Annotated in this window: 22 protein-coding genes; 9 read left to right on the top strand and 13 right to left on the bottom strand. The window is 70.9% G+C overall.

All coding sequences use genetic code 11. The annotated features are described in order from the left end of the window. Positions 1–122 precede the first annotated feature (122 nt). On the top strand, positions 123–1,178 hold the full coding sequence (locus ACZ53N_RS08300; RefSeq protein ID WP_469140131.1) for a PhlD: 1,056 nt from the start codon (positions 123–125) through the stop codon (positions 1,176–1,178). Between the two features lie 84 nt (positions 1,179–1,262). On the opposite strand, the gene ACZ53N_RS08295 is transcribed toward ACZ53N_RS08300, so the two are convergent. Continuing rightward, positions 1,263–1,847, bottom strand: a complete 585-nt coding sequence (locus ACZ53N_RS08295; RefSeq protein WP_469140130.1) for a potassium channel family protein — start codon at positions 1,845–1,847, stop codon at positions 1,263–1,265. A gap of 164 nt (positions 1,848–2,011) precedes the next feature. On the opposite strand from ACZ53N_RS08295, the gene ACZ53N_RS08290 reads away from it, so the two are divergent. After that, positions 2,012–3,364 carry a chloride channel protein gene (locus tag ACZ53N_RS08290; RefSeq protein ID WP_469140129.1) on the top strand — a complete coding sequence of 451 codons (1,353 nt, stop codon included), beginning with the start codon at positions 2,012–2,014 and terminating at the stop codon, positions 3,362–3,364. Positions 3,365–3,380: 16 nt separating this feature from the next. On the opposite strand, the gene ACZ53N_RS08285 is transcribed toward ACZ53N_RS08290, so the two are convergent. Further along, positions 3,381–3,806: a DUF7144 family membrane protein gene (locus ACZ53N_RS08285; protein ID WP_469140128.1), complete on the bottom strand. Its 426-nt coding sequence runs from the start codon at positions 3,804–3,806 to the stop codon at positions 3,381–3,383. Between the two features lie 276 nt (positions 3,807–4,082). Between ACZ53N_RS08285 and ACZ53N_RS08280 the strand changes: the two genes are divergently transcribed. Further along, positions 4,083–6,215 (top strand): beta-galactosidase trimerization domain-containing protein, encoded by a 2,133-nt coding sequence (locus ACZ53N_RS08280; protein ID WP_469140127.1) that lies wholly within the window; start codon positions 4,083–4,085, stop codon positions 6,213–6,215. A gap of 13 nt (positions 6,216–6,228) precedes the next feature. Here the strand turns inward: ACZ53N_RS08280 and ACZ53N_RS08275 are convergent, their stop codons facing one another. The 6 genes from ACZ53N_RS08275 to ACZ53N_RS08250 all read right to left on the bottom strand — a co-directional run bounded on the left by ACZ53N_RS08275 (position 6,229) and on the right by ACZ53N_RS08250 (position 14,960). Further along, entirely contained in the window at positions 6,229–7,263 is a 1,035-nt protein-coding gene (locus ACZ53N_RS08275) for a TolB family protein (protein WP_469140126.1), read from the bottom strand. A 426-nt stretch (positions 7,264–7,689) separates the two neighbouring features. Next, positions 7,690–8,751, bottom strand: coding sequence for a trypsin-like serine peptidase (locus ACZ53N_RS08270; protein ID WP_469140125.1), 1,062 nt, complete (start codon positions 8,749–8,751; stop codon positions 7,690–7,692). 1 nt (position 8,752) lies between these two features. Then, on the bottom strand, positions 8,753–9,907 hold the full coding sequence (locus ACZ53N_RS08265; protein WP_469140124.1) for a trypsin-like peptidase domain-containing protein: 1,155 nt from the start codon (positions 9,905–9,907) through the stop codon (positions 8,753–8,755). Then, positions 9,904–12,897 (bottom strand): AAA family ATPase, encoded by a 2,994-nt coding sequence (locus tag ACZ53N_RS08260; protein ID WP_469140123.1) that lies wholly within the window; start codon positions 12,895–12,897, stop codon positions 9,904–9,906. The genes ACZ53N_RS08265 and ACZ53N_RS08260 overlap by 4 nt, the downstream gene beginning before the upstream one ends. After that, entirely contained in the window at positions 12,878–14,005 is a 1,128-nt protein-coding gene (locus ACZ53N_RS08255) for a hypothetical protein (protein WP_469140122.1), read from the bottom strand. The genes ACZ53N_RS08260 and ACZ53N_RS08255 overlap by 20 nt, the downstream gene beginning before the upstream one ends. A 7-nt stretch (positions 14,006–14,012) precedes the next feature. Beyond that, complete coding sequence (locus ACZ53N_RS08250; RefSeq protein ID WP_469140121.1) at positions 14,013–14,960, bottom strand: hypothetical protein; 948 nt, start codon at positions 14,958–14,960, stop codon at positions 14,013–14,015. Between the two features lie 150 nt (positions 14,961–15,110). Here ACZ53N_RS08250 and ACZ53N_RS08245 point away from each other — a divergent pair, with 150 nt between their 5' ends. Then, complete coding sequence (locus ACZ53N_RS08245; RefSeq protein ID WP_469140120.1) at positions 15,111–15,809, top strand: ester cyclase; 699 nt, start codon at positions 15,111–15,113, stop codon at positions 15,807–15,809. 93 nt (positions 15,810–15,902) lie between these two features. Here the strand turns inward: ACZ53N_RS08245 and ACZ53N_RS08240 are convergent, their stop codons facing one another. Beyond that, positions 15,903–17,207, bottom strand: a complete 1,305-nt coding sequence (locus ACZ53N_RS08240) for a cytochrome P450 family protein (protein ID WP_469140119.1) — start codon at positions 17,205–17,207, stop codon at positions 15,903–15,905. Positions 17,208–17,488: 281 nt separating this feature from the next. Here ACZ53N_RS08240 and ACZ53N_RS08235 point away from each other — a divergent pair, with 281 nt between their 5' ends. Continuing rightward, complete coding sequence (locus ACZ53N_RS08235) at positions 17,489–18,139, top strand: DUF4360 domain-containing protein (RefSeq protein WP_366683041.1); 651 nt, start codon at positions 17,489–17,491, stop codon at positions 18,137–18,139. A 137-nt stretch (positions 18,140–18,276) separates the two neighbouring features. Here ACZ53N_RS08235 and ACZ53N_RS08230 read toward each other — a convergent pair whose 3' ends face one another. The 3 genes from ACZ53N_RS08230 to ACZ53N_RS08220 all read right to left on the bottom strand — a co-directional run bounded on the left by ACZ53N_RS08230 (position 18,277) and on the right by ACZ53N_RS08220 (position 20,765). Then, positions 18,277–19,392 (bottom strand): WD40/YVTN/BNR-like repeat-containing protein, encoded by a 1,116-nt coding sequence (locus ACZ53N_RS08230; RefSeq protein WP_469140118.1) that lies wholly within the window; start codon positions 19,390–19,392, stop codon positions 18,277–18,279. A gap of 501 nt (positions 19,393–19,893) precedes the next feature. After that, positions 19,894–20,082 (bottom strand): hypothetical protein, encoded by a 189-nt coding sequence (locus tag ACZ53N_RS08225; protein ID WP_469140117.1) that lies wholly within the window; start codon positions 20,080–20,082, stop codon positions 19,894–19,896. Between the two features lie 23 nt (positions 20,083–20,105). Continuing rightward, entirely contained in the window at positions 20,106–20,765 is a 660-nt protein-coding gene (locus tag ACZ53N_RS08220; protein WP_469140116.1) for an NADPH-dependent FMN reductase, read from the bottom strand. 458 nt (positions 20,766–21,223) lie between these two features. Between ACZ53N_RS08220 and ACZ53N_RS08215 the strand changes: the two genes are divergently transcribed. Next, on the top strand, positions 21,224–21,658 hold the full coding sequence (locus ACZ53N_RS08215; RefSeq protein WP_469140115.1) for a DUF4259 domain-containing protein: 435 nt from the start codon (positions 21,224–21,226) through the stop codon (positions 21,656–21,658). Between the two features lie 98 nt (positions 21,659–21,756). Next, positions 21,757–22,113: a hypothetical protein gene (locus ACZ53N_RS08210; protein WP_469140114.1), complete on the top strand. Its 357-nt coding sequence runs from the start codon at positions 21,757–21,759 to the stop codon at positions 22,111–22,113. A 491-nt stretch (positions 22,114–22,604) separates the two neighbouring features. Here the strand turns inward: ACZ53N_RS08210 and ACZ53N_RS08205 are convergent, their stop codons facing one another. Further along, positions 22,605–23,504: a hypothetical protein gene (locus tag ACZ53N_RS08205; RefSeq protein ID WP_469140113.1), complete on the bottom strand. Its 900-nt coding sequence runs from the start codon at positions 23,502–23,504 to the stop codon at positions 22,605–22,607. A gap of 354 nt (positions 23,505–23,858) precedes the next feature. Here ACZ53N_RS08205 and ACZ53N_RS08200 point away from each other — a divergent pair, with 354 nt between their 5' ends. Together ACZ53N_RS08200 and ACZ53N_RS08195 are read left to right on the top strand one after the other, a co-directional pair. Next, positions 23,859–24,866 (top strand): trypsin-like serine peptidase, encoded by a 1,008-nt coding sequence (locus ACZ53N_RS08200; RefSeq protein ID WP_469140179.1) that lies wholly within the window; start codon positions 23,859–23,861, stop codon positions 24,864–24,866. Positions 24,867–25,115: 249 nt separating this feature from the next. Beyond that, complete coding sequence (locus ACZ53N_RS08195; RefSeq protein WP_469140112.1) at positions 25,116–26,618, top strand: M28 family metallopeptidase; 1,503 nt, start codon at positions 25,116–25,118, stop codon at positions 26,616–26,618. The last annotated feature ends 126 nt before the right edge of the window (positions 26,619–26,744 follow it).

The raw sequence follows: 26,744 nt of genomic DNA, 5'->3' as shown, positions 1-26,744 counted from the left end.
GGTGACCCCCCGGTGATACTCAGTACGGGCAGAGCACATCGAATGGCACCCGTAGGCGAATTTGCGACACCTTTACACATAGGTTTGAGCCACACCGCGCCCGCCTACCTCGTGGAGCCCTCGTGCCCTCCTACGTCTCGATGCCTTCGATAGCCCTGCCCGACCATGTCGTCACCACCGATGACATCTGTGCCGACATCAGCGAGCACCACGGCGGCAACCCACGGCTGGGCTCGATCCTGCGCGTCGTCCGGGCCACCGGGGTGCACACCCGGCGCTTCACCCGGCCGCTGCGCTCCCCCACCGTCGCGGGCACCGCCACGATCGGGGAGCGCAACCGGGTGGCCTTCGCCGATTCCGCCCGCCTCGCCGAGGAGGCGGCCCGCGCGGCCCTGGCCACCGCCGGGCTGACACCGGCCGACGTAGACTGCGTGGTCACCAGTCACACCACCTCGTGGGCCGTCCCCGGTCTCGACGTCCACCTGACGGGCGCGCTCGGACTGCGCCCCGACGTCCGCCGGATGCCGATGGCCACCCTCGGCTGCGTCGGGGGTGCGCAGGCCCTCATCCGCGCGGCCCGCGAGGTCCGGGCCGAGCCGGGCAGCCGTGTCCTGGTCGTCGCCGCCGAGACGATCAGCACGATCTACCACCACGAGGACACCACCCTGGAAAGCATGATCTACAAAGCGCTGTTCGGGGACAGTGCGGGCGCCTGCGTGGTGACCGACACCCCTCGCGGCCCGGGGCTGCGCATCGACGCCACCTGGGAGTACTGGCTCCCCGGCAGTCACGACCGCTACTGGGGCCGCCTCGACGACGCGGGCCTGCACTTCGACTCCACCCGCAAGGCCGCGAACGCCGCCGGTGACGTCATGCCCGCCCTCCACGACTGGCTGCGCGCCGGACAGCCGGCGACCGCACCGCCGCGATGGGCGGCCGTCCACCCGGGCGGACCCCGCATTCTGGATGACGTGGCCCGGGGTCTCGACGTCGAGCCCAAGGCGCTCCGGCACTCCTGGAGCAGCCTGGAGGAGAACGGCAACCTGGGCGGCGTCGCGGTCCTCGACGTTCTCGCCCGCACCCACGACGACCCGCCCGGCGACGGCGAGGAGGGGCTGCTGCTCGCGTTCGGACCCGGCTTCGTCGCCGCGTCCTGCCGCGGCACCTGGTGCGCCTGAGCGCCGGGTGGAGCGGGCGCGGCACCCGAATCGTGTGCCTGCCGGCCTCCGCCGGGTCCGCGTCCTCGCCGGCATCGGCGCCGGTCAGGGCTGCGCGGGCCCGTCCCCCGTGGGGCCCGGCTCTCCGGCATCCCGTGCGGACCTCCGTCGCACCCCGGCCTCGGCGGCTCCGAGAATGGCCTTCGCCAGCAGGCCGAGCGCCACGACGTCGAAGAGCATCTGCACGGTGGTCACGACGCGGGCGCTCTTCGTCAGGGGCACGATGTCTCCGAACCCCACGGTGGCGAACACCGTCACCGTGAAGTACAGGGCGTCGGTGCGGCTCAACGCCTCGGAGAAGGACCCGTGGTGACCGTGCTCGATCAGTACGTAGGCGGCGGCGAAGAGCAGCAGGAGCAGCGGCACGGCGGTGACGAGCGCCTCCAGGGCCCGTAGTCGCGGGTACGGGGAGCGCGTGATCGCCCTGACCTGACGGACGACGACGGCGAGGAACAGCGACAGCCCCGCGGCCAGGGCCAGTGCGAGCCCGGCGTCCGGCGGGCGGTCCAGCGGGGCCAGGTAGTAGAGCACCACCAGCAGGGTCACCGCCGTCACCGAGCGCAGGAGGTGACGGAGAAGCACCCGGCGGCGTTCCCTCCCCTCGGCGGCACCCCACGGTACGACCGTCATGCCGGTGCGCCGGTGTCGCGGAGGGGGCCCACCCGACTGCCTTGAGCTGCCATGCGGCATTTATACCGCCTTCGGGTGGTTTACTGGCGGATGATCGTCCGGCTCGTGCCGGGCGCCCGGACCCCGAGGACACCGGCGTTCACCCCGGCGAGGAGGCGGCACGCATGTCGGTCGGCGCACCCGGAGCGGCATCGGCGGAGATGCCGGAAGATCCCTACGCCCCCTTGCGAACCCGGCGTTATCTGGGGCTGCTGGCCCTGGCCGCGCTCATCGGGGCGCCGGTCTGCGCGGTGGCGTTCGGCTTTCTCGCGCTGGTCACCGAGCTGCAACCGCTGGTCTATACCGACCTGCCGGTGGCGCTGGGCTTCCACGACACGCCTCTGTGGTGGCCGCTGCCGATGCTGGCCCTGGCGGGCGCCCTGGTGGGGATGACGGTGCGTCACCTTCCGGGGCACGGCGGGCATGAACCGGCGGACGGTTTCTCGGCGGGCGGCGCGCCCTCCTTGGCCGCGCTGCCCGGCATCGTCTGCGCCGCCCTCGCATCCCTGGGGCTCGGCGCGGTGCTCGGCCCCGAGGCGCCGCTCATCGCCATCGGCGGCGGGCTGGCGGTGGGCGCCCTGCGCCTGGCCGCACGGAATCCCGACGCCCGGGCGGTGGCCGTGGTGGGCGCGGCGGGCAGCTTCGCGGCCGTCAGCGCGCTGCTGGGGTCGCCGCTTCTCGGTGCCTTCCTGCTGATGGAGGTCTCGGGGCTCGCCGGGCCGCTGCTGGGAACGGTGCTGGCGCCCGGTCTGCTGGCGTCGGGGACCGGCGCGCTCATCTTCACGGGGCTCGGCGACTGGACCGGGCTCGGTACGTACGGGCTGGCCCTGCACGACATTCCCACGGCAGCCGCGCCCACCCTCGCGGAATTCGGCTGGGCGTTGGTCATCGGCATCGTGGCAGCCTTCGCGGGAGCGGGAGTTCGCCGGCTCGCCCTGTTCCTCAAGGGGCGCGTCGAGCGACGGCGGGTGGTGGGCACAGTGGTGGCCGGCCTGGCCGTCGCGGGGCTCGCGATCGGCTACGGGGCGGGCACCGGGCGGGAGCCGTCGGAGGTGATGTACTCGGGAGAGACCGCGCTGGAAGGGTTGTTGGCGCACAGCGCCGCCTACTCCACGGTCGCGCTGGTCTCCCTCGCCGTCTGCAAGGCACTCGCCTACTGCGTATCGCTGAGCGCCTTCCGGGGTGGCCCCATCTTCCCCGCGATGTTCGTCGGGGCGGCGGGTGGCATCCTGCTGTCCGGGCTGCCCGGACTGACGCTCACGGCCGGGTTCGCGATGGGCGTCGGGGCGATGGCGGTCGCGATGCTCAAGCTGCCGATGACGTCCGTGCTGCTGGCCACCCTGTTGCTGGGCTCCGAGGGGCTCACCGTGATGCCGCTCGTCATCGTGGCCGTCGTCATCTCGTATGTGGTGTCGGTACGGCTCCAACCGGCCGCCCCCGGCGGTTCATCACCGGCCGGAGGGGCGGCTCGCGCGTGAGCGGTTCGGCTGCGCGCTAGGTGGTGGTGGGCCGTGGTCCGGCGCACAACGCCCAGATGACGAAGACATCGATCGCGAGCAACACCAGGGCCCACAGCGGGTAGTAGGGCAGCCACATGAAGTTCGCGATCATGCTCAGGCCCACGAGCAGGACGCCGAGGACGCGTGCCCACATCGCGCCCTTGAACAGCGCGAAGCCGGCCAGCATCACGACGATGCCCAGGATCAGGTGCACCCAGCCCCAGCCCGTCAGGCTGAACTCGAAGGCGTAGTCACGCGTGACGACGAATACGCTGTCCTTGGCTATGGCGGATATCCCTTGGAATATCGCCATCAGCCCGCCGAATATCATCAGGATCGCGGCGAACGCGGTCCAGCCGGAGACGAGAGCGTGCCCGGAATCCCGGGTGGCCGTGTTCGTCCCACCTGCGTGAGTGGTCATTGTCGGGCTCCTTCACAGATGAGCTTCGTCGCTGACCGGAGCAGGCCGATCGGCGGCCTCCTTCTCCCATCGTCCCATGTCAGTGCCGGACCGGCAGATCGGGACGAGGGGCCGCCGGGAGCGGCGAGGGGCCGGGCGGAACGCGGTGCGGCAGGCGTGATCGAGCCGAATCCGCAGCCCCCGCGACAACCTGCCACGCGGCCGGAAACGATCAGGCAGACTGCTCGGGCACCGCACCGACACCCACCGTGAGAATGAGGGACCACCGTGGACGGAATGCGAAGAATCAGCAGGAGAAAGCTGTTACGGGCCGGCCTGGGAACGGGGAGCGCGGCGCTCGCGGCCAATCTCCTGCCCGTTCTCCCGGGCCCGCAACACCAACCGGCCTGGGCCGCTCCGGCCGCCGCGGGGGGCGGCTTCCCCGACTGGAGCCGGTTCGCCCGGATCGCCGACGCCACCTTCGACGAGGACGCCGATCCCACGCGTGACATGAAGCCGGTGATCAACGCCCTCAAGGCGCAGAACGTCAGCGTGATCGAGCTCGACACCATTCTGTCGCACTGGCTGACCGACGCCGAGTTCACCCAGCACCTCGGGAAGATCAAGGAGTTCGTCGGGCTCGCGCACAGCGCGGGGATCCGGGTGGTCATGTACTACCCCTCGCTCGAAGTCATCAGCCTCGGCGGCGAGAAGGGCCGGTCGTTCCACAAGAACGGCGACGGCAAGTCCTGGGTGCAGCGCTCGCTCGACGGCAAGCCCAATGTCTTCTACGGCAGTGTGGTCGTCTGGGTCGACCCCGGCGACGAGAGCTGCTGGGTGAGCCCGAACTCCCCCTGGCGGGAGTTCTATCTGGGCCGCGTCAAGGCACTTGCCGGGACGGGTCTGGACGGGATCTGGCCCGATGTGCCGATCTACTTCGACGGGGTGCTCAGCTGGTGCGACGCCTCCTCCTGGGCGGCGGCCGCGTTCAAGGCGGACACCGGTCTGCGGCTGCCGGCCAAGGCGGACTTCGCCGACCCCCTCTTCCGTCGGTACGTGGAGTGGCGGCACCGCAATCTGCTCCAGTGGCAGCTCGACATCGCCGCCGCGGGGCGGTCCGCCAACCCGGATCTGGTCACCTTCCACGAGACCGTGAGCATGGACTATCAGTACGCCACGTCCATCGGCCTCGACGGGGCGTACCTCCGTCAGGCGGAGGGCGTCAGCCAGGTCTGGGAGGTCGACATCCTCGGCCTCTACGACGGGATGCGGCACGCCACCGCGACGGACTGGACGTGCCTGATCTCGATGTACAAATACGCGCGGGCGGCCAGCGGCACCAAGCCCGCCTGGGCGTTCTCGTACGGCTGGAAGGCCGACGACGCGTCACTGGTGATGGCCGAACTGCTGGCCACGGGCTGCAATCCGTACGAGATCAAGAGTCCGTTCAAGAGCGACAGCACCGATCTCGCCATGCGCACGCGGATGTACGCCTTCGTCGCGGCTCATCAGGAACGGCTGTACAACGCCACCTCGGGCGCCACGGTCGGCGTCTATCACTCGTCCTCCTCCCGCGACTTCGTCAGCCCCTCACCGGGTACGGGCATGTTCGCCAACGCCAAGGCGCCCGCGGGGGTCAGTGACTGGTGGAGCGGCGGCAGCCCGGAGGAGAGCTGTCTCCAGCAGGAATGGCTCGGTGAGTTCCGTGGCACGGTCAAGTCGCTCGTCTTCGCGCACATCCCGTTCGACATCGTGACCAGCCCGGGGCTCACCGCCGCCGATCTGGCCGGCTACCGCGTGCTGATGCTGCCGAACCTCCAGGCCGTGTCGGACGCCGAGGCGGGCGTGCTGCGCGACTTCGTGTCGGGCGGGGGCACCCTGGTGATCACCGGTCCGGCGCCCACCGCGCTCGACCACGTGGGCACGGCCCGGAGCGAGTACGCCCTCGCCGACGTGCTCGGCTTCCGCAAGGGCGACCCGTTGCCGACGAGCAGGGAGAACCGGTTCGGTGCGGGCACATGCCGGTACTTCAAGAGCCTGCTCGGCCGTGCGTACCTCTCCACCACCGACCAGGCGAGCGCCGACACGCTGCTCGGCCCCGTCCGTGCGGCCGCCCCGGCCGACGTGACGCTGGCGGGCGACCGCCGGTTCCACCTCGAGGTCGGCCGGCTCGGCGACGACATCATCGTGCAGTTGGTGAACTTCACCCAGTTCGGTGACGTCCCCGCCGCCTTCCGGACCACGCCGGCCACCTGCTCGGTCTCCCTCACGGTCCCCGAGGGCAGAAGTGTACGGGCCGCGACGGTGAGCTCACCGGACGGCGCCTCCCCCGCCCCCCGTCCGGTCACGTGGCGGATGTCCGGTGCGACGACGGCCACGATCGACCTGACGGTCACTCAATACTCGTTGCTGGCAGTCACCTTGGGCTGAGCGGGAAGCGCCCTCACGCCTTGGGGGCGCGGATTCGCCATAGCGACGTCGGGCGCTCCTCGTGCCCCGGGTGGGATTCGAAGACGATCCACCGGCCGTCCGGTGACCAACTGGGCGCCCCGTCATAGGTACGCCCGCTCCGGGTGACCCGGAGCGGGCGTCCGCCGTCCACGGAGACCACGAAGATCTGCGGCAGGTCCAGGCCGCCCGCGGTGGAGGAGAAGACCACCCGGCGGCCGTCGGGCGACCAGCTCGCGTCGGTGTGCTCACCGGCGCCGACGTCGAGCCGACGCAGCCCGCCGCCATCCGCGTTCATGACGTACAGCGCCCACTCGTCGTCGTCCTGGCCGCGCCGCTGGAAGACGAGCCGGTCGCCTCGTGGCGACCAGTTGGGCTGGCGGTTGTCCGTCCTCGTGGCGGGGCCGTCCAGGAGCCGGGTGGGTTCGCTGCCGTCCCTTCTGACTTTTCGGAGCGATCCGAGTTCACGGCGGGCCGGCCGGTCCGGCCGGCCGTCCTCGTCCTCCCGCTGGACGCTTTCCTGGAAGACGATCCAGTCTCCACGGGGCGAGAAACTGGGCTCCAGATAGCCCGAGTCGCCGTCGTGCTCGGTCACCCGGGTGGGTCGCCCGCCCGGCCGCAGCACCCACACTTCGTCCTGGCCCGACCGGTCGGAGGCGAAGGCCACCCCGGCCCGCGCGTGCCAGCTCGAACCGGTGAGGTTCACCGCGGCACGGTCGGCGTCGTCCCACAACGTTTCGGGACGGCGGCGTTCGCGCCCGTCGAGGGGCAGCACACGCAGTGCGGCGGCGCCCTCGTTGTACCCGGCGTGGAAAACGGTGAACAGCAGGGCTTTCCCGTCCGGGGAGAACGCGGGATTCTGGGCACTGGCCCGCCCGGTCCCCCGGTACAGCCGCTCGGCGCCGTCGCCGCGCGTCGCCCGCTCGGCCGAGTCCCGGGAGGGGCGCGGGGCGGGTGGCTCCGACGGCGAACCGCAGGCCGTCAGGACGGCGAGGGACACGAACGCGGTGACGTACAGACGACTGCGCACCGCACCGACCCTAGCCCACCTTCGACGAACAGCGGCTCATGCCCCGCGAGTTGGCCACATTTCCCCGAGGTCGGCACCCGCTACGTCCGCTCCGTCGCGGTACCTCCGCTCGCGCCCCATCCCCCGTAGCCCGCGAACCCGTCGAGCAGGGCGTCCAGTCCAGTGCGAACCGGAAGGGCGCCGCGTCGTCCACGCCCTCACCGGATCGGGCCGCCTCGGCGATCAGCGGGAACTCCGCGGGGTCCAGCCGGGCGAGGTCCGTCGTCGAGCCGGAGCCGACCGCCTTGTTCACCGGGCCGACGGCGGCCTGATCCGGTTCCTCACCCTGGCCCACGGCAAGGTCACCGGGATCAGGGCGGTGAGCGACCGGTTGGGGATGTTCGCTCAACTGGGCTGGGACTGGCCGGAAAGCCGGTGACCCGGCAGTCACACGAAGTTGACCCCCGCTCGGTTCAGCAGCGGGTCGTCCACCATCTGCCACAGCGGGACGGCGTAGTTGCCGATGCCGTAGCGGCCGCCGTAGTGGAGGCCGAGGACGCGGTGGTCGGTGAGGTCGAAGACCGGGGAGCCGCTGTTGCCGCCCAGGGTGGAGCAGTCGTGCTTGACGGTGAACTCCTCGGGGAGGAGCTCCGTCGTCGTGCCCGGCTGGAGGCGTTTGACGTTGTAGACGTCCATGAAGATCCGGCGCATCGATTCCGGTTCGTTGCGGCGGCCGTCCCACGCCGGGTAGCCGATCACGTAGACGGGGTGGCCGGGGACGTCGGGCGGCGCGTCGGCCGCCACCGCCAGGGGGAGTGGCAGGGCCTGGCCGCCGGAGGACGGGTCGATGCGCAGGAGTGCCATGTCGACGTCCGGGTGGATGCCCAGCACCTCCGTGACGGCGAAGGCGAACGGTTCGCCGCCCGTCGACGGGGACCCGAGTTCCTCGGCGATGTCGACACGGGCGCCCATGCCCTGCTGGAAGGTCCAGCCGGTGCCGTCGGTGCGGGAGAACTCCACGGCGACATGACGGTTCGTCATCACCACGTCGGGGCTGACGAGGAAGGCCGTGCCCAGCCAGTCCAGGCTGGTGTGTCCCGAGACCTCCACCCGGCCGACGCGGGCGATGGAGTCGCGGATGGCGGCCCGCTGCCCGTCGAGCACCGCCCAGTCGCCCTGCTGGGAGGCGAAGTCCTGGTTCTGGACCAGGATGGCGGGTCTGCCTTCGAGGAGGACGATGGCCTCCATCCCGAAGGATTCGTCGTCGCTGATCTCGTCCGTGCGGCCGGCGGCGAGCTTCTCCAGCCCGTCCGCGCCCGCCGTGAGGACCCGGTCGCGCTCCGACTGGGCGAACTGGGCGATCTGCCCGGCGGGGGCCTCGTCCGGGGGGAGTTCCTCCGTCGATTCGGGGCGTTCCGCCTCCAGGCCCGCGCGGACGCGGTCGGCGACTTCCCTCAGGTCCCCGAAGACCTGCTCGGTGCCGGTCGCCACCGGTGACTTCGGTCGCATCTCACACCTCCTGCGGCGCGCTGACCCGCGCCGACTCCGACTGCGCTGCTTCGATCTCGGCGTGGACCTCCCCGTAGTGCTCCTTGACGTGGCGCATGATCACGTCGATCTGGGTACCGACGTTGACGAAGGCCGTGCTGCTGCCCTGGAAGTTCACGTCTTCCACGCGCCGTGTGCCCCGGTGGAGGGCGACGACCTGCCAGTCGTCGGTGAAGACGGGCGAACCGGAGGAGCCGCCGCGGGTGTCGGTGAAGTAGCGCACGTCGCGCTCGTCTGCTTCGTAGACGAGGTTGTTGCGCAGGGCGACGCGCTTGGGTTGGCCTCCGGGGTGCTGGATGATGTTGACCGCCACGTACTCGCCCTTGGCCACCGTCAGCGGCTGTGCGGCCAGGCGCAGCACGGGGCGGGACGGCTCGGCGGTGAGCCGCAGGATGGCGTAGTCGAGTTCCTCGTCCCAGGCGACGAGGTCGCTGGCGGTGGCTTCGTCGGTTTCCGCCTCGTCCGCGTCGTAGTCGAAGCGGGACCGCGAGTGCTGCACCTGTAGCCGCAGGTCCGCGGGCTCGGCCAGGGCACGCTGGGCGCCGGTCCCGGACCGGGCGTTGATCACGTGGTGGTTGGTGACGAGCAGGGTGGGGGCGATGAGCCAGCCCGTTCCCGAGTGCGGAAAGCCGTTCGGCTGGAGCGGTGCGCCTCCTTGATAGGGGGAAACCTTGATGCGGGCGACCGCCGCCCCCGCCGCGTTGCCGGAGCGGAGGAACTCGTAGGGCACCGTGTCGTCCCGGTGGATGATCTCTTCCTTGGTCTCCCCGGTCGGCAGTGCGGCACTGACGTCCGGCTCGCCGGAGGCGGTGCGGGCCACGTCGTCCAGGGCGCGCTGGATGACGGCCAGCGGGCCCGCCTCGACAGTCTGGGCGACGGCGTTGCGCAGCCACGTCTCCAGGGGGACGGATCCGTCGATCAGCCGCTCCACGCGGTTCATCTGGTTCAGGTCCGAGTGCAGCTGACGGCCGGGGGCCGCGACGAGCGGCAGCGTGCCGCGGTACTTGTCCATGATGCCGTCGAACAGCAGCTCCCTGACCATGGGGTCGGCGAGTCCGGCCTCCATCGCCGCGTCGCGCAGCTGGACGACTTCGTCGGGCGCGAGGTACGCGTTCATTTCTCATCAGGCCGCTGGGGGCCGTTCCCTTCCGCCGGGGTGCCCGGTCGGGCCATGAGTGCGCTGGTGGCGGGGGCCCGGGCGGACGGGCCCGCCGTGCCCCTGCGCATGGCGGTTGCCACACCGGCGAGGATTTCGCCGCTGTCGTCGCGCAGCACCAGCAGCCGTCGGGCGACGTCGTTCAGGGTGCCGCGGGCTCGGACTTCACGCAGGATCCCGATGATGCTGGAGTGCTCGCTGCGCGGCCGGGGGGTGCCGACGGCGGTGTCCAGGATCTTCATCAGGGCGCCGCGCAGCTCGGGCTGCCGGGACGCGGCGCGATTGATCGCCGCTCCGATGTCGTCCAGCACGCCGTCGTCGGTGCCGGGCAGCCCGACGACCTCCAGCGCGTGGTCGAGGGCGCGCGGGTCCCGTTCGTAGACCTCCGCCGCGACGGCCCGCACCAGCACCGGCTGGTCCATCAGCGTCGCATCGGGCAACTGCCGCAGCCGCCGGGCGAGCTGGGTATCGACCTCGGGGTCCACGGGTGTGCCGGCCGTGAGCCGGGCCCGGGCCAGCAGTGCGCCCATGGCTTCGAGGTCCTGTCCCAGACCGGCCGCGACGCCCTCCGCGACCTGGAGGTCGCGGTCGGCGCTCTCCCGGTCGCCGTCCTCCTCCGCGAGGCGGGCGGAGAGCAGCAGCAGTTCGAGCCGCTGCTCGGCGCAGCCGGCGTCCTCCGCCCGGTCGATCGCCTCCGACGCCTCACGTCGTGCCTCGTCCCGTCGCCCTGTCCGGCTCAGGGTTTCGAGGAGCAGCGGGTGCAGGGGGCTGCAGGGTGTCCAGGGGCGGCGTTCGGCGAGCCGGACGGCGGCCTCCTCGGCGAAGCCCTGCGCGAGGAGGTCATCGACCTCGCGGGCGGCGATCCGCTCCCAGTCCTCCTGGTCGGCGTCGGCCATGACGTGGTCGGGGGTGTCCCCGCCGAGGTGCGCGGCGAGGAAGCCGGCGGCTCTCGGCGCCATGTCCTGACGGGCGCCGGCCAGCAGCCGTTCGACGCCGGGCAGCCAGCGCTCCTCCACCGAGCGGGGGTTCTCGTTCAGCCGCAGCCGGTGGTAGATCTCCTCGGCGCGGGCCTCCAGTCCGTCCCTGGCCGCGTAGTAGTCGACCGCCCGGCGCTCGACGGTGCGCGTCAGCGCGGTCCGGTCGTTGCCCGACAGCCGCAGCATGATGGCGCGGACATCGGCGCGGTGCCGCACGGCGTCGGGTCCGGCCGACTCCACCAGGTCGAGGCGGGAGAGTTCCTCGAAGAGGTGGCGCGCCTCCTCGGGGGTGTCGACCCGCAGTCCGCAGGGCTCCGCGAGCACGTCCTTGATGAGCTCGGGGGTGATGACGCGGAGCACCAGACCGGGATGGGCGAGCCGGCGGATCCGCTCGTCGGCGATGTGGTTGAGGATGCGGTCGTAGAGGATGCCCTGGACGAGCATCTGGTCGACCTTGCGGTAGAAGTACCGGCGCCGGGCGGGCAGGCTGCGGATCAGTTCGCCCATCGGTGCGGTCTCGTTCCCGGCCAGTACGGCCGCCCGGGCCGCCAGTTTCAGGCTGAGGGGGTGGCCGCCGACCCGGTCGGCCAGGGCCTGTGCCACGTCCGGGTCCTCGACGCCGCAGGAGACCAGGAGTCCGACGGCGGCCCGGGGGTCGAGGTCGACGAGTTCGAGGGTGCGGGGGGTGACCGTCCGGGCGGGGTGCGCGACGGGAGCGCGGCCGGAGACGATGACCCGCAGCCGCGGGTAGGCCTTCTGGAGCGTGACGAACAGGGCCCAGACCCTGCCCATCACCGGCGAGCCGCGGTACTGGGCCTCCTCGAACGAGTCGAGGGCGATGAGCAGCGGTGGGCCGCTCTCCCCGGCCGGGACCGCCAGCGCCCGGACGAGGATGTCGGCGAGCCGTCGGATGAGGTCGGTCTCGTCGGACGTGGCCAGGGTCTGGAATTCCCGCGAGGCACTGCGGCCCAGGGTCGGCCGGGTGGTGGAGAGCCGGTTCAGCTGGGCCATCCGTTCCCGTTCCTCCCGCTGGGTGGCGGCCCTGCGCTGGCACTCGCCCGCCAGCTCGTCCAGTTCCGCTCGGCACCCGGGGTACTGGACGCCGAGCTGCCGGGCGAGTTCGGCGATCAGGGTGACCGGCTCGTGGATCGAGAGGGTGGGCCGCTCGAAGTCGACGTAGCCGAAGGGGAAGTGGTGTCCGGGGTCGTGGAGGGTGTCGAGGATGAACTTGGCGAGCAGGGTGCTTTTGCCGATGCCGCCGGGCCCGTGGATCACCAGCGGGGGTTCCCGGACGCGCCCGGTGAAGGAGGTGATGCTGCGGCCCGCCCCCTTGAGCTGGGCGCGGGTGGTTTCGGTGGGCACGCCGACGTAGGACCGCAGTTCGTCCAGTTCGCGGGTGCGTCCTTGGAAGGGGTCCCGCACGAGGCGTTCGAGTGGCTGGAGGATCCTGGCGCGCTCCAGCGCGTGCTGCACCTGCCCGACGTCCGGGAGTCCCGTGGTGCCGGGGATCTCCGACAGCCACAGGACGGCCTGGAGGGTGTCGGCCAGTTCTTGGGCGTGCTGTCCCTCCAGGGGCGGGGCCTCGCCGGAGAGGTAGGCCAGGGCGGTGCGTTCGGGCCCCGCCCCCTCGGGGCACTGTCCGAGGTTGCGTTCCAGGGCGAGCCGGGCGGCCTCGGGGCCCGCCAGCCCGCGCAGGGCGGTGCGCCGCGCCTCGGGTTTGAGGGCCCAGCGGGTTCTGTCCTTCATGCCCAGCGCGGTGCAGTCGTCGACGAGTTCCAAGGTGGCCCCGCCCGTGGCCTCCTCCTCGTCGGGCCGTATGAGCCGGGTGGGATCGAACTGGGTGAGCAAGCAGGCGGCTTCCCGGTAGGCCCGGCGCGCGTCCGCGACCTCGCGCGGGTGCGTCCGCGTGGCGTGCAGCTCCTGCCGCAGCCGGGCGGCGAACACCTCGCGGGTCCTAGAGTGACTGGTAGACACGGATGGCCTCCTCCGTCGCGGTGCAGACCTTCCGCATGTAGCTGACGCCCTCGCAGGTTTCCGCTTCCGCCGCGCGCAGCACCTCCTGGACGGCCACGTCCACGAGGTCGTTGATGTCGGGTTCCTCGGCCGGGGCGCCCTCGGGGTGGGGTGGGGGGAAGTCGTGGAAGTACTGGTCGAAGAAGGCACGCAGATCGGCGGGCTCGACGGCGCGTGCGGTGTCCCGGCACAGGTTGCCCCGGAGTTCGTAGGGCAGTTGACGCATCGTCGGCCCGTATCCCAGGAGCACCATCCGGGGTGACTCGTCCCCGCTCACGGCGGTGTGTTCGTAGATGGCGAGGGCCAGTTGCCCGATGCAGTCCCAGACGTCGGAGTTCGCGTCGAGCTCGTCGCATTCGTCCAGGACCAGCCAGAAGTGGTCGTCGGCGGCGGTCGCCCGGCTGATCACCCAATGCGCGGCGTCGTCGATCGAGGGGAGGAGGTCGTTCAGTTCCGTCGGGTTCAAGGGGGAGATCCCCGAGCGGGGGTCCGCGACGAATTCGGCGAGGCGGCGTATCACCTTGTCCGCGGTGGCCGTGCGCGACAGGGTGACGCGCGCGGGCCTGAAGCCGCAGTGCTGGCCGACGTGGCGGATGAGGTTGTAGGTGTACGACCGCCCGCTGCCCTGATCGCCGTCGACGAGCAGGACGCGCTTCTCGGGGTCCTCGACGAACTCGCGCAGGGTCTGGCGGAGCTGTTGGCGGTCGATGAAGGCCTCGGTCCCGTTCTTCAGCACGCAGGTGCGGAAGTGGTCCTGGGAGGCGTGGGCGCAGGCGTCCTCCCGTAGCCGGTCCCGGAACTCGACGGCCTTGACGGCCTCCGGCAGCACGGCCAGCTCGTCGATGGCGGCGACGACCTCGAGCAGCTTCACCTGCCGCTCGATGCCCTTGCGCGACGCCGCCACCAGGACGCGGGCGTTGTCCCCGCTGACCGCTGTCAGCCGTAGCGCGCCGACGAATTCCGGGGGGAAGTCGTAGAGGGCGAGCTGCGCGTAGGGGTCGGTGGTGTCCAGGAGGTGTTCCCGGACCCACGTCGTGACAAGGTCCCATTCCGTTTCGGCCAGCGGCATGGCACACCTACCCGCCCGCGGAGGACTCGAACAACCGACGGACCGGCTCCCGGACCGGTGGAGCGCTCAGATACTGGCTGATGCCGTGGTGGTTGGCGCTGCCATTGGTCACCAGCAGGTCGGTGACCCGCTCCGACGGCGCGTACTCCTGCGCGAGGGTATGGTCGAGTGCCACCACGTCCCGCAGGTCGGAGGCGTTGCGCCAGGCCACCACGCCGACCGGGACCGCCGGGGGCCGGGCCAGCAGGTCGCGCACTTCGGTGATCGCCAGCGGCGATCCGACGGTGACGAAGAGATCGACGTCCGTCTTCTCCTCGCTGAGCACCTCGTAGGCGACGATGGTGCCGAGGCTGTGGCCGACCACCACGAGGGGCGCGCCGTCCAGACCGTCCAGCGCTTCCTTGACCACCTCGCGGATCGCCTGTCCCGCCTCGCTGAAGAAGTAGGCGTGGACGTCCTTGAAGGTGTGTTTGACGAGCAGTCGGAACACCGGGTCGCGGACGATGCGCGGCAGCGGCAGCGCTTCGAGCGGCGAGAAGGACCCGATGTCCGCTCCGGCGTCCTCTCCCTTGCCCTCGGCGAGGGTGTCCGCGAAATAGGTCATGCCGCGCAGCCATGTGTCGAGGGCCTCCTCCCCCGCCGCGTCGGCGTCGGGCATCCCCTCGAGCCCGGGGCCCGCCTCGGACCGGGCCTGGGCGCGCACCTTGGCCACGAATTCCTCGGTCGGCTCCACGAGCGCGGTGACGGGCGCCTCCAGCTCCCCGTCCGCCGCCCCGTCCAGAGGGTCCGGCTGGAAGTCGGGCAAGGGCGCCTCGTACCGGAGGGAGGCCCAGTACGCCATGCGGGAGGCGTCGGCCATGTCCTCGCCGAAAAGCGCGGTGTCCCACTGGGACTTGAGCAGTTCCGGGCGGACCTTGTTTCCGTTGCCGTGGACATAGACGATCCTGGGTCGCATCGTGCCTCCCGCGCCCCCACCGCACCGTTTTCCCGTCACTCTCAGTATTGGCCCGCCGGGAAACGACCGCCAACCGGAGCCGCTCCCGCCGACCCGGCTACCCCCTCGTAGGGGGCCTAACATGGAGATATCACCCGGAGGCGATGCCCCATGACATTCGTACAGATAGTCGACTGCAAGACCCGCAGATACGACGACATGAACCGGCTCATGGACAACTGGCTCGAACTGACCGAGGGAAAGCGCACGGCCACCCACTCGGTCGTCGGCCGGGACCGATCCGACAGTGACCACTATGTGGAAATCATAGAGTTTCCGTCCTACGAGCAGGCGATGGAGAACTCGAAACTGCCGGAGACCAATCGCATCTTCGAAGAGATGGTGGCGCTCTGCGACGGAATGCCGACGTTCACCGACCTCGACGTAGTGCGCGACGAACAGCTCAACAAGGCGACAGCCCGCCGTTTCTACGAGGAGATAGCCGTCGGGGGCAATCTCGACCTCGTCGACGAACTGTTCACCGACGACTACCGCGACCACGACGTCTCCAAGGAGGAGGACACCACCGTCGGATCCGACGTCATCAAGGCGGACGTGGCCGGCTGGCGCAAGGCGTTCGACTTCGACTTCACGATCGACAGCCAGGTGGCCGAGGGCGATCAGGTCGTCACCCGCTGGACCTGGCGCGGTACGCACCAGGACGACTTCATGGGCCTGCCCGCCACGGGCCGGACCACGGACATGACCGGAGTGACGATCTTCAGCTTCCGCGACGGCAGGATCCAGGAAGGCTGGTGGACCTACGATCTGCTGCGCGTGATGCGCCAGGTCGGCGCGATCGAGATGTAGCCGGCGCCCTTGGCCGACGCCCCTGACCGGCGCCCCCGCCCAGACGGTTCCGCGGACTCGGGCCGTTTCGCGAACTCGGGCCGTTTCGCGGACTCAGGCCGTTTCGCGGACCGGCAGGACGCGCGGGCCGCGCACCAGCAGGCCGGGGCGGTAGTCGAGCGCCGCCGGATCCGCGGCGAGGGTCAGCGCGGGCAGCCCCTCGAACAGCAGCGGCAGGGCGATCGCCGCCTCCAGCCGGGCCAGCCGCGAACCGAGGCAGAAGTGCGGACCGTGGCCGAAGGCCACATGGGCCGCCGCCCGGCCGCCGTCGGCCAGATAGCGGCCCGGCCGGAACGCGTCCGGCGCCGGGAAGTACTCCGGGTCGCGATTGGCGGCCGCGAGGACGACGAGGACGGAGGCGTCGGCCGGTATGTCCGCTCCCCCGCCGAGATCCACCCGCTCTGTCGTACGCCGCCACGTCGTCCCCTCCAGCGGGCTCGCGTGCCGCAACACCTCCTCGGTCACGGCGGCCCAGCGATCGGGCCCCTCCCGCCGCGCGGCGGCGAGCTCCCCGGGGTGCGTGAGCAGCAGCAGCGACGCGGAGGCGAGCAGGTTCATGGTCGTCTCGTAACCCGCGAACAGCAGCAGGAAGGCCATGGCCAGCAGCTCGCCGTCATCGAGCCCGCCCTCCCCCGCGTCACGGACCAGCGCGCTGAAGAGATCGTCGCCGGGCGCGTGCCGCTTCCGCGCGATCAGCTCGGTGAAGTAGGCGTGCAGACTGCTCCACGCCTCGTCGACGGCACCGGGCGCGAGCGCGTCGGCGGGTGATCCGACCCGGTACGTCCAGGTCCGCAGATCCGCGCGATCGGCCTCCGGCACCCCCAGTACCTCGCCGATCACCAGGACCGGCAGCGGGAAGGCGAAGGCGTCCACCAGGTCGACGCTCCCGTCCCGGGCGAGCCGCTCACGGGTCTCGGCCACCAGATCCGCGGTCAGCCGCTCGATGCGCGGCCGGAGCGCGTCGACCCGGCGCGGGGTGAAGGCGGCGGTGCTCAGGCGGCGCAGCCGGGTGTGGTCGGGGGCGTCGGTGTTGAGCATGTGCCGGGCGAGGCAGCCGCGGGCGCGCTGCGCCGGCGAGTCGGGCTTGGGGCGGCCGGCCGCCCGCGGCGGCACGTTCGAGAAGCGCGGGTCGGCGAGCACCTCCCGGGCCTGCCGGTAGCCGGTGACCAGCCAGGCATGGGTGCCGTTGGGCAGGGCCACCCGCGCTGCCGGACCCTCCGCGCGCAGCCGCGCGTAGTACGGGTACGGGTCGCGCGCGAAGGCGGGATCTGCGGGATTCAGGGCGTCGGGCACCCGCTCATCCTCGCCCATCGCCGCCCGTCGGCCGACGGTGCCCCCGGCCAGCAGGCCGGGGGCCATGCTGTGCGGTTCCCACAAAGCGGCACGACGGGCCCGGCCGGATGTCTACGCCGATTTTCGGCGGTGGGCCGCCCGTGGCAGAGCGGCTGATTTCCCTTTGTCGCCCGAACGGCTTGTATTGACTTCTGTATCGCCCTGTGGAATTGATGACACATTCGTCTGCGGACTCCCGCGCACCGCACTGCCGCGCATCAGAATCGCCTCCGCATCCCTCCGCCCGAAATCCGCCCGGCAGGTCCCGCGCGCCGGAGCACGGCCCACGCCTACCCCCTGGGAGCGCCATGTCCAGAGTGCTTGTCACGTGCAGCGCGATAGCGGCGTTATGCACGCCGGCGTTGTCCACGCCGGCATCGGCCGCCGGTTTCCCCGCGCCGCCCGACAAGATTGTGATCGAGATCGCCACCGTCAACGGCTCGGGCTGCCCGGCGGGCACCGCCGCGGTGGCCGTCTCGCCCGACAACACCGCGTTCACCGTGACCTACAGCCAGTATCTCGCCCAGGTCGGCGTCGGAGCCAAGCCGACCGACTTCCGTAAGAACTGTCAGCTGAATCTGATCGTGCACGTTCCCCAGGGCTTCACCTACGCCATCGCCCAAGCCGACTACCGCGGCTTCGGACATCTCGAGGAGGGCGCGACCGGCCAGCAGAAGGCGTCGTACTACTTCCAGGGGCAGTCCCAGACCACGACCAACGTCCATCCCCACAAGGGCCCGTTCCACGACAGCTGGCAGGCCACCGACACCACGGACATCGCCGCGCAGGTGTGGGCACCGTGCGGGGAGCGCCGCAATTTCAACATCAACACCGAGCTGACCGTCTCGGCCGGCACCTCGGACCCGAAGAAGACCACCAGTTTCCTGGCGATGGACTCCACGGACGGTGCCATCAACACCGTCTACCGGCTCTCCTGGAAGGAGTGCCCGAGGAGGTGACCGTGCGGGCGCGCTGCCGGGCGGACGCTCGGCGGTAGCCCGACGCTCAGCGGTAGCCGGGGCCGAAGAGCGACGCGCGCCCCGCCGGAGGGTTCTCTGCGGGGCGCGCGTCCTCACGATGGACCGGCCGGCCAGGGTCAGTCGATCCGTACTTCTTCCAGGCCCAGATACATCACCTTCGGCTGGGCGGGGTTGAAGGCGATGGCGGAGATGCCGTCGTAGGCGTTGTGGGTCTTGGTGACCTTGCCCGTGGCGGCGTCGAGCCGGAAGAGGTCGGTGCCGTAGCCCTGGAAGGAGGTGCCGTACTCGAAGTAGAGCACGTCGGGGTCGACCGGGCTCGGGGCCAGCAGCGTGCCGTTGGTCAGCTTGGTTTCGGCCGAGTCGTCGACCACCTTGGTGAACGTCCGGCCGCCGTCGGACGAACGGTAGAGATGGCGCCCCTCGGCGGGCGAGCCGGGGGTGACCTGGGCGAGGTCGAGGCCCAGGGCGTAGACGACCGAGGAGGAGGCGGGCGAGACGACGGCGTCGAAGAGGTTCGCGGGGCTGCCCGCGCCGGTCAGGCCGGTCGACGCGGTCCAGGTGGCGCCGCCGTCGGTGGTCACCGCCCCGCCGCGCACCGTGCCGCCCGCGACGGCGTGGTCGAGGTCGGCGGGGTCGAAGGCGACGGTGTAGACACCGGTCCCGGCCTCGAACGCGGGCGTCCCGACGCGCTTCCAGCTCGCGCCGGCGTCCGTCGAGTCGTACAGCACGCCGTCGTTGCCGGCCAGGCGCAGATGGCCGGGGCGGGACCGGTCGGTACCCAGGCCCATGATGGCGGTGGTCGGCGCGGTGAGCGGGGTGACCTTCCTGCCGTCCACGCGGGCGAGATAGCCGCCGTTCCGCTCCCACGCGAAGGCGCGGCCGCCGGAGGCGGCGGTCAGGTGGGTGAGGCCGGCGTCGAGGTTCGCGATCCGGGTCCAGGTGCAGCCGGCGTCGGTGGAGCGCTGGAGCTCGCTGTTGCGGGTGGCGAGCAGCGTGTTGGGTGTGTCCAGGGCGACCAGGCCGAAGGTGTAACTCGTCGGCTTGAGAGGGGCGCTGGTCGGCGTCAGGTGCGCGCCGTCGTCCCGGGTGAAGGTGACGGCACCGTCACCGGTGACGCGGGCGCAGGACGGGGCCGTCCAGGCGGAGGCGGAGCCCACCGCGAGGGCGGTGGTCGGCTGGGCAAGGGCGAAGACAGCAGCGGCCGTGATGACGGCCGCACTGATCCGCTTCATGTTCTCTCCCTTGTGGGGCACAGGCATGGCGCTACCGGCGCGGAACGACTTGATGATCACGTTGTAGTCGCCCGTACCTGCGCCGCATAACGCATCCGACCGCCAACCTTGCTGACTTGAAAGGCGCTTGACGCAAGATCTACGCCAACCGGACCGTCAGTAACGCACCGGAGTGAGCCGTTCCAGGGCTGCGACCACCCGCCCCGCGCCGTCTTCGGCGGCTGCCCGGCGGGCGGCGGAGGCGGCGGCCCGCGCGTGCGAGGGGGCGAGTACCGATGTGGTGAGGGCGTCGGATAGCCGGATCGCGGTGCCCGGCCCGGCGCAGCGCAGCGCAGCGCCTCCACGGTGAGTTCGCTCAGCCGCTCGCCGTCACCGGCGGCCATGCTGCCGAAGCCGACGAGCGGGCGGGGGCCCGGACCGGAGGAAGTCCATAGGAAGCCGGCACCGGGGGTGGTGGTGCGGCCACCCGTTTGCGGACGGCTCGAGGCCGGCGCGCGCCAGTCAGCGGGCGGGGCACCAGGACCGGGCGACACGGTTACCCGGGCGGCCCAGCGTCCGTCCTCCCGTGACGACCGGCGCGAAGTCCCCGGCGGGGGCGGTGGGCTGGAGACAGACGCCCAGGCTCGCCACCCCCGTGGCCTCGGATATCTGCCGGCCGATCGGGGCCGTGATCGTGGAGAGCGGCAACACGTCGGCCCCTTCGGCGGTGGGGCTCAGTCCTGGGCGCGCTGGGTGACGGGGGCGTCCGTACGATCGCCGAGGAACTCGTACCAGCGGCGCTGCAGGCACACATAGCGGGTGTCCGCCTCGACCAGCCGGAGGAATGACGTCACTGCCTCCGTCAGCCGCCCCTGGAGTCCGCTGTCGGCCAGGTCGCCGTGGTCGGTGAAACCCTCGTGCGCCCGGGCGAGGCTGAACATGTCGGGGTAGACGCGGGTACCGAGGTGTTCGAGCGGAACCCGCAGCGCCCACAGCCCGCGGTTGCCGCCGACCAGGGAGGGGGACGCGGAGACCAGCAGCGCGTGTTTGTCCTTGAACGGCTGCGGCCCGGCCCGGGAGACCCAGTCGATCGCGTTCTTCAGACCGCCGGGCAGCGGGGCGTTGTACTCCGGGGAGGCGATCACAAAGGCGTCACACACCGCCAGCCGGTCCCGCAGCGCACGGGTGCCCTCCGGGAGCCCCTCGGCGACCTCGGCGTCGGCGTCGTAGAGCGGCATGGGGAACTCCCCCAGACGGACGAGTTCGACGGTGGCACCCGCGCCCCTGACCAGCCGGGCGACGAGCGACGCCAGCCGGGTATTGAGCGAGTCGGCCCGCAGCGAGGCACTGAGCACCAGAACGCGGGTCGGGGCAGGCGCGGCGTCGTCGGCCATGGCGAGGGAGCCTTCCTCGTACGAGCCCGCCGGGTGGGCGGGGCCTGTCGGGTGGGCGGGGCCGTACGGGCCCGCTACCGCCTCATGATGGCGGGCGCGAGGTGGGCGGGCGACTTGGGGCGGCTCCCAGGCGGGGCCCGGCCGCAGGCCAGGCCGATGGCACGCCCGCGCTCCGCAAGCGCCGTGGCGGCTTGGACGACTCGCCTCCGCCCACGCGGAGAGCAAGGACCTGACGGTGCTGCCGGAGCGAGCCCGCCGACGCGCCCGCCCTCACGTCCGGCCCGACGGAGCCCGCACGAAACATCACTGGCCGGGTAAGAGCCAACCGGAGGCCGGGAGTGAAGCGCTGCGTCCTGCCAGACGGCTCGTCCCCGCTCCTGCGGAGGGTGCGGTGCCTCACCTCGTTGTCAGTGGTCGCTGCGACGATCTCGTGACACGACACGAGAGGGATCACCACCATGGGCACCTGGGACATCGGCCCCTTCGAGAACGACACGGCCGCAGACTTCGCCCTCACCCTCGACGAGGCTGCCGAGAATGACCGTGAGGCCATGGTCCGCCAGGCGCTGATCACCACGATCGACAGCCAGGGATACCTCGACAGCTTCGAGGGAGCGGAGGCCGTGGCCGCAGCCGCCATCGTCGCCTCTCGTTGCCACGGAGGTGAGCCGATCAGCTGCGCCTACGGCCCCAAGGAACCCATTGCGGCCTCCGCCGACCTGCGCGCGTTCGCAGCGGAAGCTCTCGACCGGGTCCTGGCAGCGGAGTCCGAGCTGGCGGAACTCTGGGACGAGAGCGGTGATGACCGGTGGCGGCAGAACGTCGTACGTCTACGCGAGGTAATTGCCCCTCAGAACCGGACGAGCGCCGACGCCACGAGCGGCTCCAGGTAGTGAGCCAGATGGCAGTGAGCTCTGTCGTCTCGCCACCGGTGTCCCCGGTCGGGCTTCCGGCAGGGCCGACTGTCAGTGGCGCATGACAGCCTGCGGGCATGAGCTATGACCTTGCCGCCTGGGAGGGCGATCACCCGGCGGACGACACTGCCGCAGGCCGACTCTTCACCGAGCTGTTCGGCCACTACGTCGACACTGACGTGTTGCATTCACCGACTGCCCGCATATCCCAGTACGCGACTGCCTTGCTGGAGCGGTGGCCTGACCTCACGGAGGACGAGGACGACATCTCTCCGTGGTCGACCGGGCCATTGATCGCTGAGGCCAGAGGGCCGCTGATCTACCTCCCCATGCGCTACAGCATGGCTGATGAGGCCTCGGCTCACGCCGCAGCTGTCGCCACGGCGATGGGACTCGTCTGCTACGACCCCCATACGCAGCAGATCAGGAAGTAGAACCCTGCGAGCCGCCCACCAGTGCTTCGCCGTCAGAGCAGGTCCGGTAATCTGAACCGCTCTTGGCTGGGGGGTTTGTGCGAACGATATCGACCGTTGTGACGGCTGCGCTGGCGTGCGTGGTGGTGGGTACCGCCGTGGTCGGTTGCACAGACGGCACCACCGCTGAGGAGCCCTCCGCCGAGCGGATCCCGGTGGGAGGCTGCGATCGGGGCAGGCACGGCTGCCCGCCGTCCAACAGCCGTGGCTGCGCAAGATCTACGACCAGGTGAAAGACCAACCGTTCGCTCGCCCCTTCCAGCCAGACGCGGGCCATGAAGAGAGCCTCACTGCCTGTGCTTTCCGGCGCCTCCGGTGCCTTCCGATGACAGCTCGGGGAACATGCGCAAGCCGTACGCAACATCTATGGCCATCACGCTGGTTGCGGCTCGGCAAGCCGCAGTGCTTCTTGACTCCTGATCGGTCTTGTCACCTGTTTTGCGGGACGCGCCTCAAGCAGGACGATGCGGTTCGCCGAACTCCTGGTCCGTGAGCGTTCCGAGCAGAGGGTCCGGAGCGTCCGACCCGGCGTGGGGCTCCCCGCACAGGGGGCCGGATTCGCTGTCGGGGGTGATCCAGACACCGGTCCACCGCGGGTGGCGGTCGGTGATGGGGTTGCCGCAGCCCACGCACAGCACGGCTGGGACACCGTGATCGCGGAGCAGTTGGGCAAGTCGGGGCGGCCGGAGCGCGGGGACGTGGTCGTAGTGGTCCGGCCAGTCGGACATGGTCAGCGAGCTGTTCCACGCGACGGCATCGATGGTGTCCTGCCACGTGGTTTCCGGGTTGACGGGGTGGAGGACGCGCCATCCGAATACCAGCATGCCCGGTCCGTTGGGTTCGGGCTCCTCACGGAAGGACCGCAGAACAGGGGCGTTGTAGTCGGGGCACACGTCACGGACCTCGGCCTCCAGGACCGGCCGAAGCGTCGCGTGGAGGTCATCCAGTGCGGCGAGCACTCCGGTCTCCAGCAGGTCCCGTGCCGGCTCCCCTGCCTGATGCCACGCGCACAGCAGGATCCGCTCAAGGGAACCGCCGACGAAGACTGCCTGTTCGACGGCAGCGGTGTCGTCGTCGGCGAGCACGATGCGGTGGCGCATCATCGATCCCTCGATGCTGCCGATCCACTCCACGTGTTCGCCGGCCCGCGCCGCCTTCACCCCGTCAAGGGGGGTCGGATACCGGTCGGCGAGGCCGTCGAGCGAGTCGGTGCTCTTCGTCAGGCGGATCACGACCGCCCCCGCGTCCTCGTCCCAGCTCTCCGGCTCCGGGCCCGGGCGCTGCGCTGAAACGGATCGCGCAGGGGCCTTCTTCCGGGGCGCGTTGGGGTTCTTCTTGCGCTTCTTCGGCATCGTTGCGCGTCCCTTCGCCATCTGGGCCATCCGGCCGGCTCACCTCCGCCGACGCGGAGGGGCACGCGGATCGTAGCGGAGATCACGAGGCACCCCAGCCGTTGCTCCAAGCGCGCCCGGGCGGGGCGAACATGGGTCCGTCTCTTGCCACTGCGTCCGGCGAACCAGGCGGCGCGGCGCGTGCGGTGAACGAACAGCATTGGCCTGACATGGCCCTGACATCGCATCAGGAGCGTGTCACTCTGACCCACACGCCCAATTCCGCAGCAACAGCGCCGAATCCGCACCGCTCACATGCCCGGGACCGCATCCGTCGCGGCCCGGCCCTCCGGCTCGCGCGACGCCCGCGCGGCCATGGCGGAAGGAGTACGCGTGAGACGCCCCCACCACTTCGGAGCCGGCATCCTCCTGGCCGTCGGCGCCCTGCTCACCACCGGCACACAGGCCGCGACGGCCGAGGCACAGGCCACCCCCACGACCGTCCGCACCCTCGCGGCCACAGCCACCGCACAGCGGCAGGCCCGCGACTTCTGGACACCCGACCGGATGCGCGCGGCAACCCCCCACGGCGCCCGCGATCCGCTCTCCCCCGGCGCCGCCCCCGACGTCCCGCAGCGAGTCAGCAAGACCTCGACCGTCGCCCCCACCGCCCCGGTGGAACGCCCGGGAGCCGTCAGCGGCTTCCCGCAGGGCGGTGGGCCGTGGAGCGGCGGCGGTGCCGTCCTCGCCACCTCCGGCCGGGTGTTCTTCACCCACCAAGGGCGCACCGCGTCCTGCTCGGGGAACGCGGTCACCAGCCACAACATGAGCACGATCCTCACCGCCGGACACTGCGTCAAGCTCAAGGGCAGCTGGCACACCAACTGGGTGTTCGTCCCCGGCTACCACGACGGCCAGGCCCCCCACGGCACGTGGGCGGCGGCCAAGACGCTGGCCACGAACCTGTGGGTGGCGAGCGAGAGCATCAACTACGACGTCGGCGCCGCCGTCGTCGCGCCGCTGAACGGCCGGAAACTCGGCGAAGTCGTCGGCGGTCAAGGGGTGAAGTTCAACGGCGGTTACAACCGGCCCATGTATGCCTTCGGCTTCCCCGCCGCGGCCCCGTACGACGGCAAGCAGCTCATCCACTGCAGCGGGAACACCACCAAGGACTTCCTCTTCACCACGGACCACGCCATGACCTGTGACATGACGGGTGGTTCCAGCGGCGGGCCGTGGTTCGACTCCTTCAGCGAGTCGACGGGGACCGGCCTGCAGGCTTCGGTGAACAGCTTCGGCTACACCTTCCTGCCCGACAAGATGTACGGCCCGTACTTCGGTGATGAGGTCAAGAGCCTCTACGAACAGGCGGAGACGGCCTGACGGCCGGCTCCCCGGCCCGGTGGTCTCCCCCAGGGCCACCGGGCCGGGTCCGTCCGCGTCATCTTCCCGAGCACGCATGACCGGCGTATGGCGACTTTATGTCAATCACCCCTCACCCCCTCCCCTGACCTGCGCGAACTCGTTACGGTCCCTTTCAACCCCGATCGTGCTCCGATCAAGACCACGACCACGATCACCGCATCAGGGCGGCCACCACCGAAGGGCCCGCCCCTGCCCGGAAGGACCTCCGTGCGCGTACACCCCCGCCGCCGGGCGATGGCGGCCGTCATCGCCACCGCCCTCGCCACCCCCGTCCTGCTCGCGGCCGCTCCCGCCGGCGCGACGCCCGCACATCCCGACCGGCAGCAGAGAAAGGCGGAACAGCTCGCAAGGAAACTCGTCAAGGCGTCCTCGGGCAAGAGCGCTTACCGCCATCTCGAGAAACTGCAGGAGATAGCCGACGACAACGGCGGCAACCGGGCCGCCGGCACCGCGGGCCACGAGGCGTCCTCCGCCTATGTCTACAAACTGCTGAAGAAGGCCGGATACCGCGTCTCCTACCAGGACTTCGACATCTGGGAAGCCAAGACGCACACCGAGAAGCTGTCCGTCGTCTCCCCGGACCCGCGCGCCCTGAACGTCGCGGCGTTCACGTTCACCCCCTCCACGCCGAAGGAGGGCATCCAGGCGCCCATCGCCGTGGCCCGGGTGGACGACACCCCGGGCTGCTCGGCGGATGACTACGGGTCGGAGACGTTCACCGGGAAGATCGCCCTGGTCAAGCGCGGTTCCTGCACCTTCGTCGAAAAGCAGCGGGCCGCCGCCGCGGCCGGCGCGATCGGCATCGTCGTCTACAACCACAGCGGCACCACCCCCGTCCGCGGCGGTTTCGGCAAGCCGTCCGAGGGCGTGATCCCCAGCGCCGGCGTCACTCTGGCCGACGGGGAGGCACTGGCCGCCGCGGCAGCCAAGGGTGAGGTCAAGCTCTCGCTGACGCTCGATCAGGAGCACCTCAAGAAGAAGACCCGCAACGTCATCGCCGAGACCAAGGGCGGCAACGCCGACCGCGTGGTCGCGCTCGGCAGCCACCTCGACTCCGTGCCCGAGGGCCCCGGCATCAACGACAACGGCTCCGGCTCCGCCGGCCTGCTGGAGGTCGCGCTGAGGCTCGCCGAGGAGACCCGCAAGTCCGGCAAGCAGCCCACCAACAAGCTGCGGTTCGCCTGGTGGTCGGCCGAGGAGGGCGGGCTGCTCGGCTCCGATCACTACGTCTCCCAGCTCGACGAGAAGCAGCGCAAGCAGATCGCCCTGTACCTCAACTTCGACATGATCGCCTCCCCGAACGCGGCCCAGTTCGTCTATGACGGCGACGACTCCGACCACACGGGGTCGGGCCCCGGCCCCAAGGGCTCCGCGCAGATCGAGCGGCTGATCAACGGCTTCCTCGACCGCAAGGGCAGCCCGCACGAGGGGACCGACTTCACCGGCCGCTCGGACTACGGCCCCTTCATCGAGGTCGGCATCCCGGCCGGTGGCACCTTCACCGGCGCCGAGGGCATCAAGACCGCCGAGCAGGCCGCGAAGTACGGCGGCACGGCGGGTACCGCGTACGACCCCAACTACCACCACGCCGGTGACACCCTGGAGAACCTGGACCTCAAGGTCTTCGACACCAACATCGACGTCATCGCGCACGCGGTCGGCATCTACGCCCACGACCTCAGGTCGCTGAACGACCGGGCCGGCGAGTAGGCACGAATCTCCCGTCGGGGGGGGGTGGGGGGGGGGGGGGCCACCCCCCCCGCCAACCAGGCCTTCCCCTCCCCCAAGCGCGCCCCCCCCCCTGTTTCCCTGGGAAAACCCCCTTTTCTTCCTAAA

It is taken from the genome of Streptomyces sp. NPDC033229, from assembly GCF_055576875.1.
The sequence above is the reverse complement of the archived record's forward strand: the minus strand, read 5'-3'. Positions and strand labels throughout refer to the sequence as shown.

Bases quoted from the DNA above. Each gene is read 5' to 3' on its own strand.
- ACZ53N_RS08295 (WP_469140130.1), bottom strand. From the start codon at position 1,847: ATGACGGTCGTACCGTGGGGTGCCGCCGAGGGGAGGGAACGCCGCCGG.
- ACZ53N_RS08290 (WP_469140129.1), top strand. From the start codon at position 2,012: ATGTCGGTCGGCGCACCCGGAGCGGCATCGGCGGAGATGCCGGAAGAT.
- ACZ53N_RS08285 (WP_469140128.1), bottom strand. From the start codon at position 3,806: ATGACCACTCACGCAGGTGGGACGAACACGGCCACCCGGGATTCCGGG.
- ACZ53N_RS08280 (WP_469140127.1), top strand. From the start codon at position 4,083: ATGCGAAGAATCAGCAGGAGAAAGCTGTTACGGGCCGGCCTGGGAACG.
- ACZ53N_RS08270 (WP_469140125.1), bottom strand. From the start codon at position 8,751: ATGCGACCGAAGTCACCGGTGGCGACCGGCACCGAGCAGGTCTTCGGG.
- ACZ53N_RS08265 (WP_469140124.1), bottom strand. From the start codon at position 9,907: ATGAACGCGTACCTCGCGCCCGACGAAGTCGTCCAGCTGCGCGACGCG.
- ACZ53N_RS08255 (WP_469140122.1), bottom strand. From the start codon at position 14,005: ATGCCGCTGGCCGAAACGGAATGGGACCTTGTCACGACGTGGGTCCGG.
- ACZ53N_RS08250 (WP_469140121.1), bottom strand. From the start codon at position 14,960: ATGCGACCCAGGATCGTCTATGTCCACGGCAACGGAAACAAGGTCCGC.
- ACZ53N_RS08245 (WP_469140120.1), top strand. From the start codon at position 15,111: ATGACATTCGTACAGATAGTCGACTGCAAGACCCGCAGATACGACGAC.
- ACZ53N_RS08240 (WP_469140119.1), bottom strand. From the start codon at position 17,207: ATGGCCCCCGGCCTGCTGGCCGGGGGCACCGTCGGCCGACGGGCGGCG.
- ACZ53N_RS08235 (WP_366683041.1), top strand. From the start codon at position 17,489: ATGTCCAGAGTGCTTGTCACGTGCAGCGCGATAGCGGCGTTATGCACG.
- ACZ53N_RS08230 (WP_469140118.1), bottom strand. From the start codon at position 19,392: ATGAAGCGGATCAGTGCGGCCGTCATCACGGCCGCTGCTGTCTTCGCC.
- ACZ53N_RS08220 (WP_469140116.1), bottom strand. From the start codon at position 20,765: ATGGCCGACGACGCCGCGCCTGCCCCGACCCGCGTTCTGGTGCTCAGT.
- ACZ53N_RS08215 (WP_469140115.1), top strand. From the start codon at position 21,224: ATGGGCACCTGGGACATCGGCCCCTTCGAGAACGACACGGCCGCAGAC.
- ACZ53N_RS08210 (WP_469140114.1), top strand. From the start codon at position 21,757: ATGAGCTATGACCTTGCCGCCTGGGAGGGCGATCACCCGGCGGACGAC.
- ACZ53N_RS08205 (WP_469140113.1), bottom strand. From the start codon at position 23,504: ATGCCGAAGAAGCGCAAGAAGAACCCCAACGCGCCCCGGAAGAAGGCC.
- ACZ53N_RS08200 (WP_469140179.1), top strand. From the start codon at position 23,859: ATGGCGGAAGGAGTACGCGTGAGACGCCCCCACCACTTCGGAGCCGGC.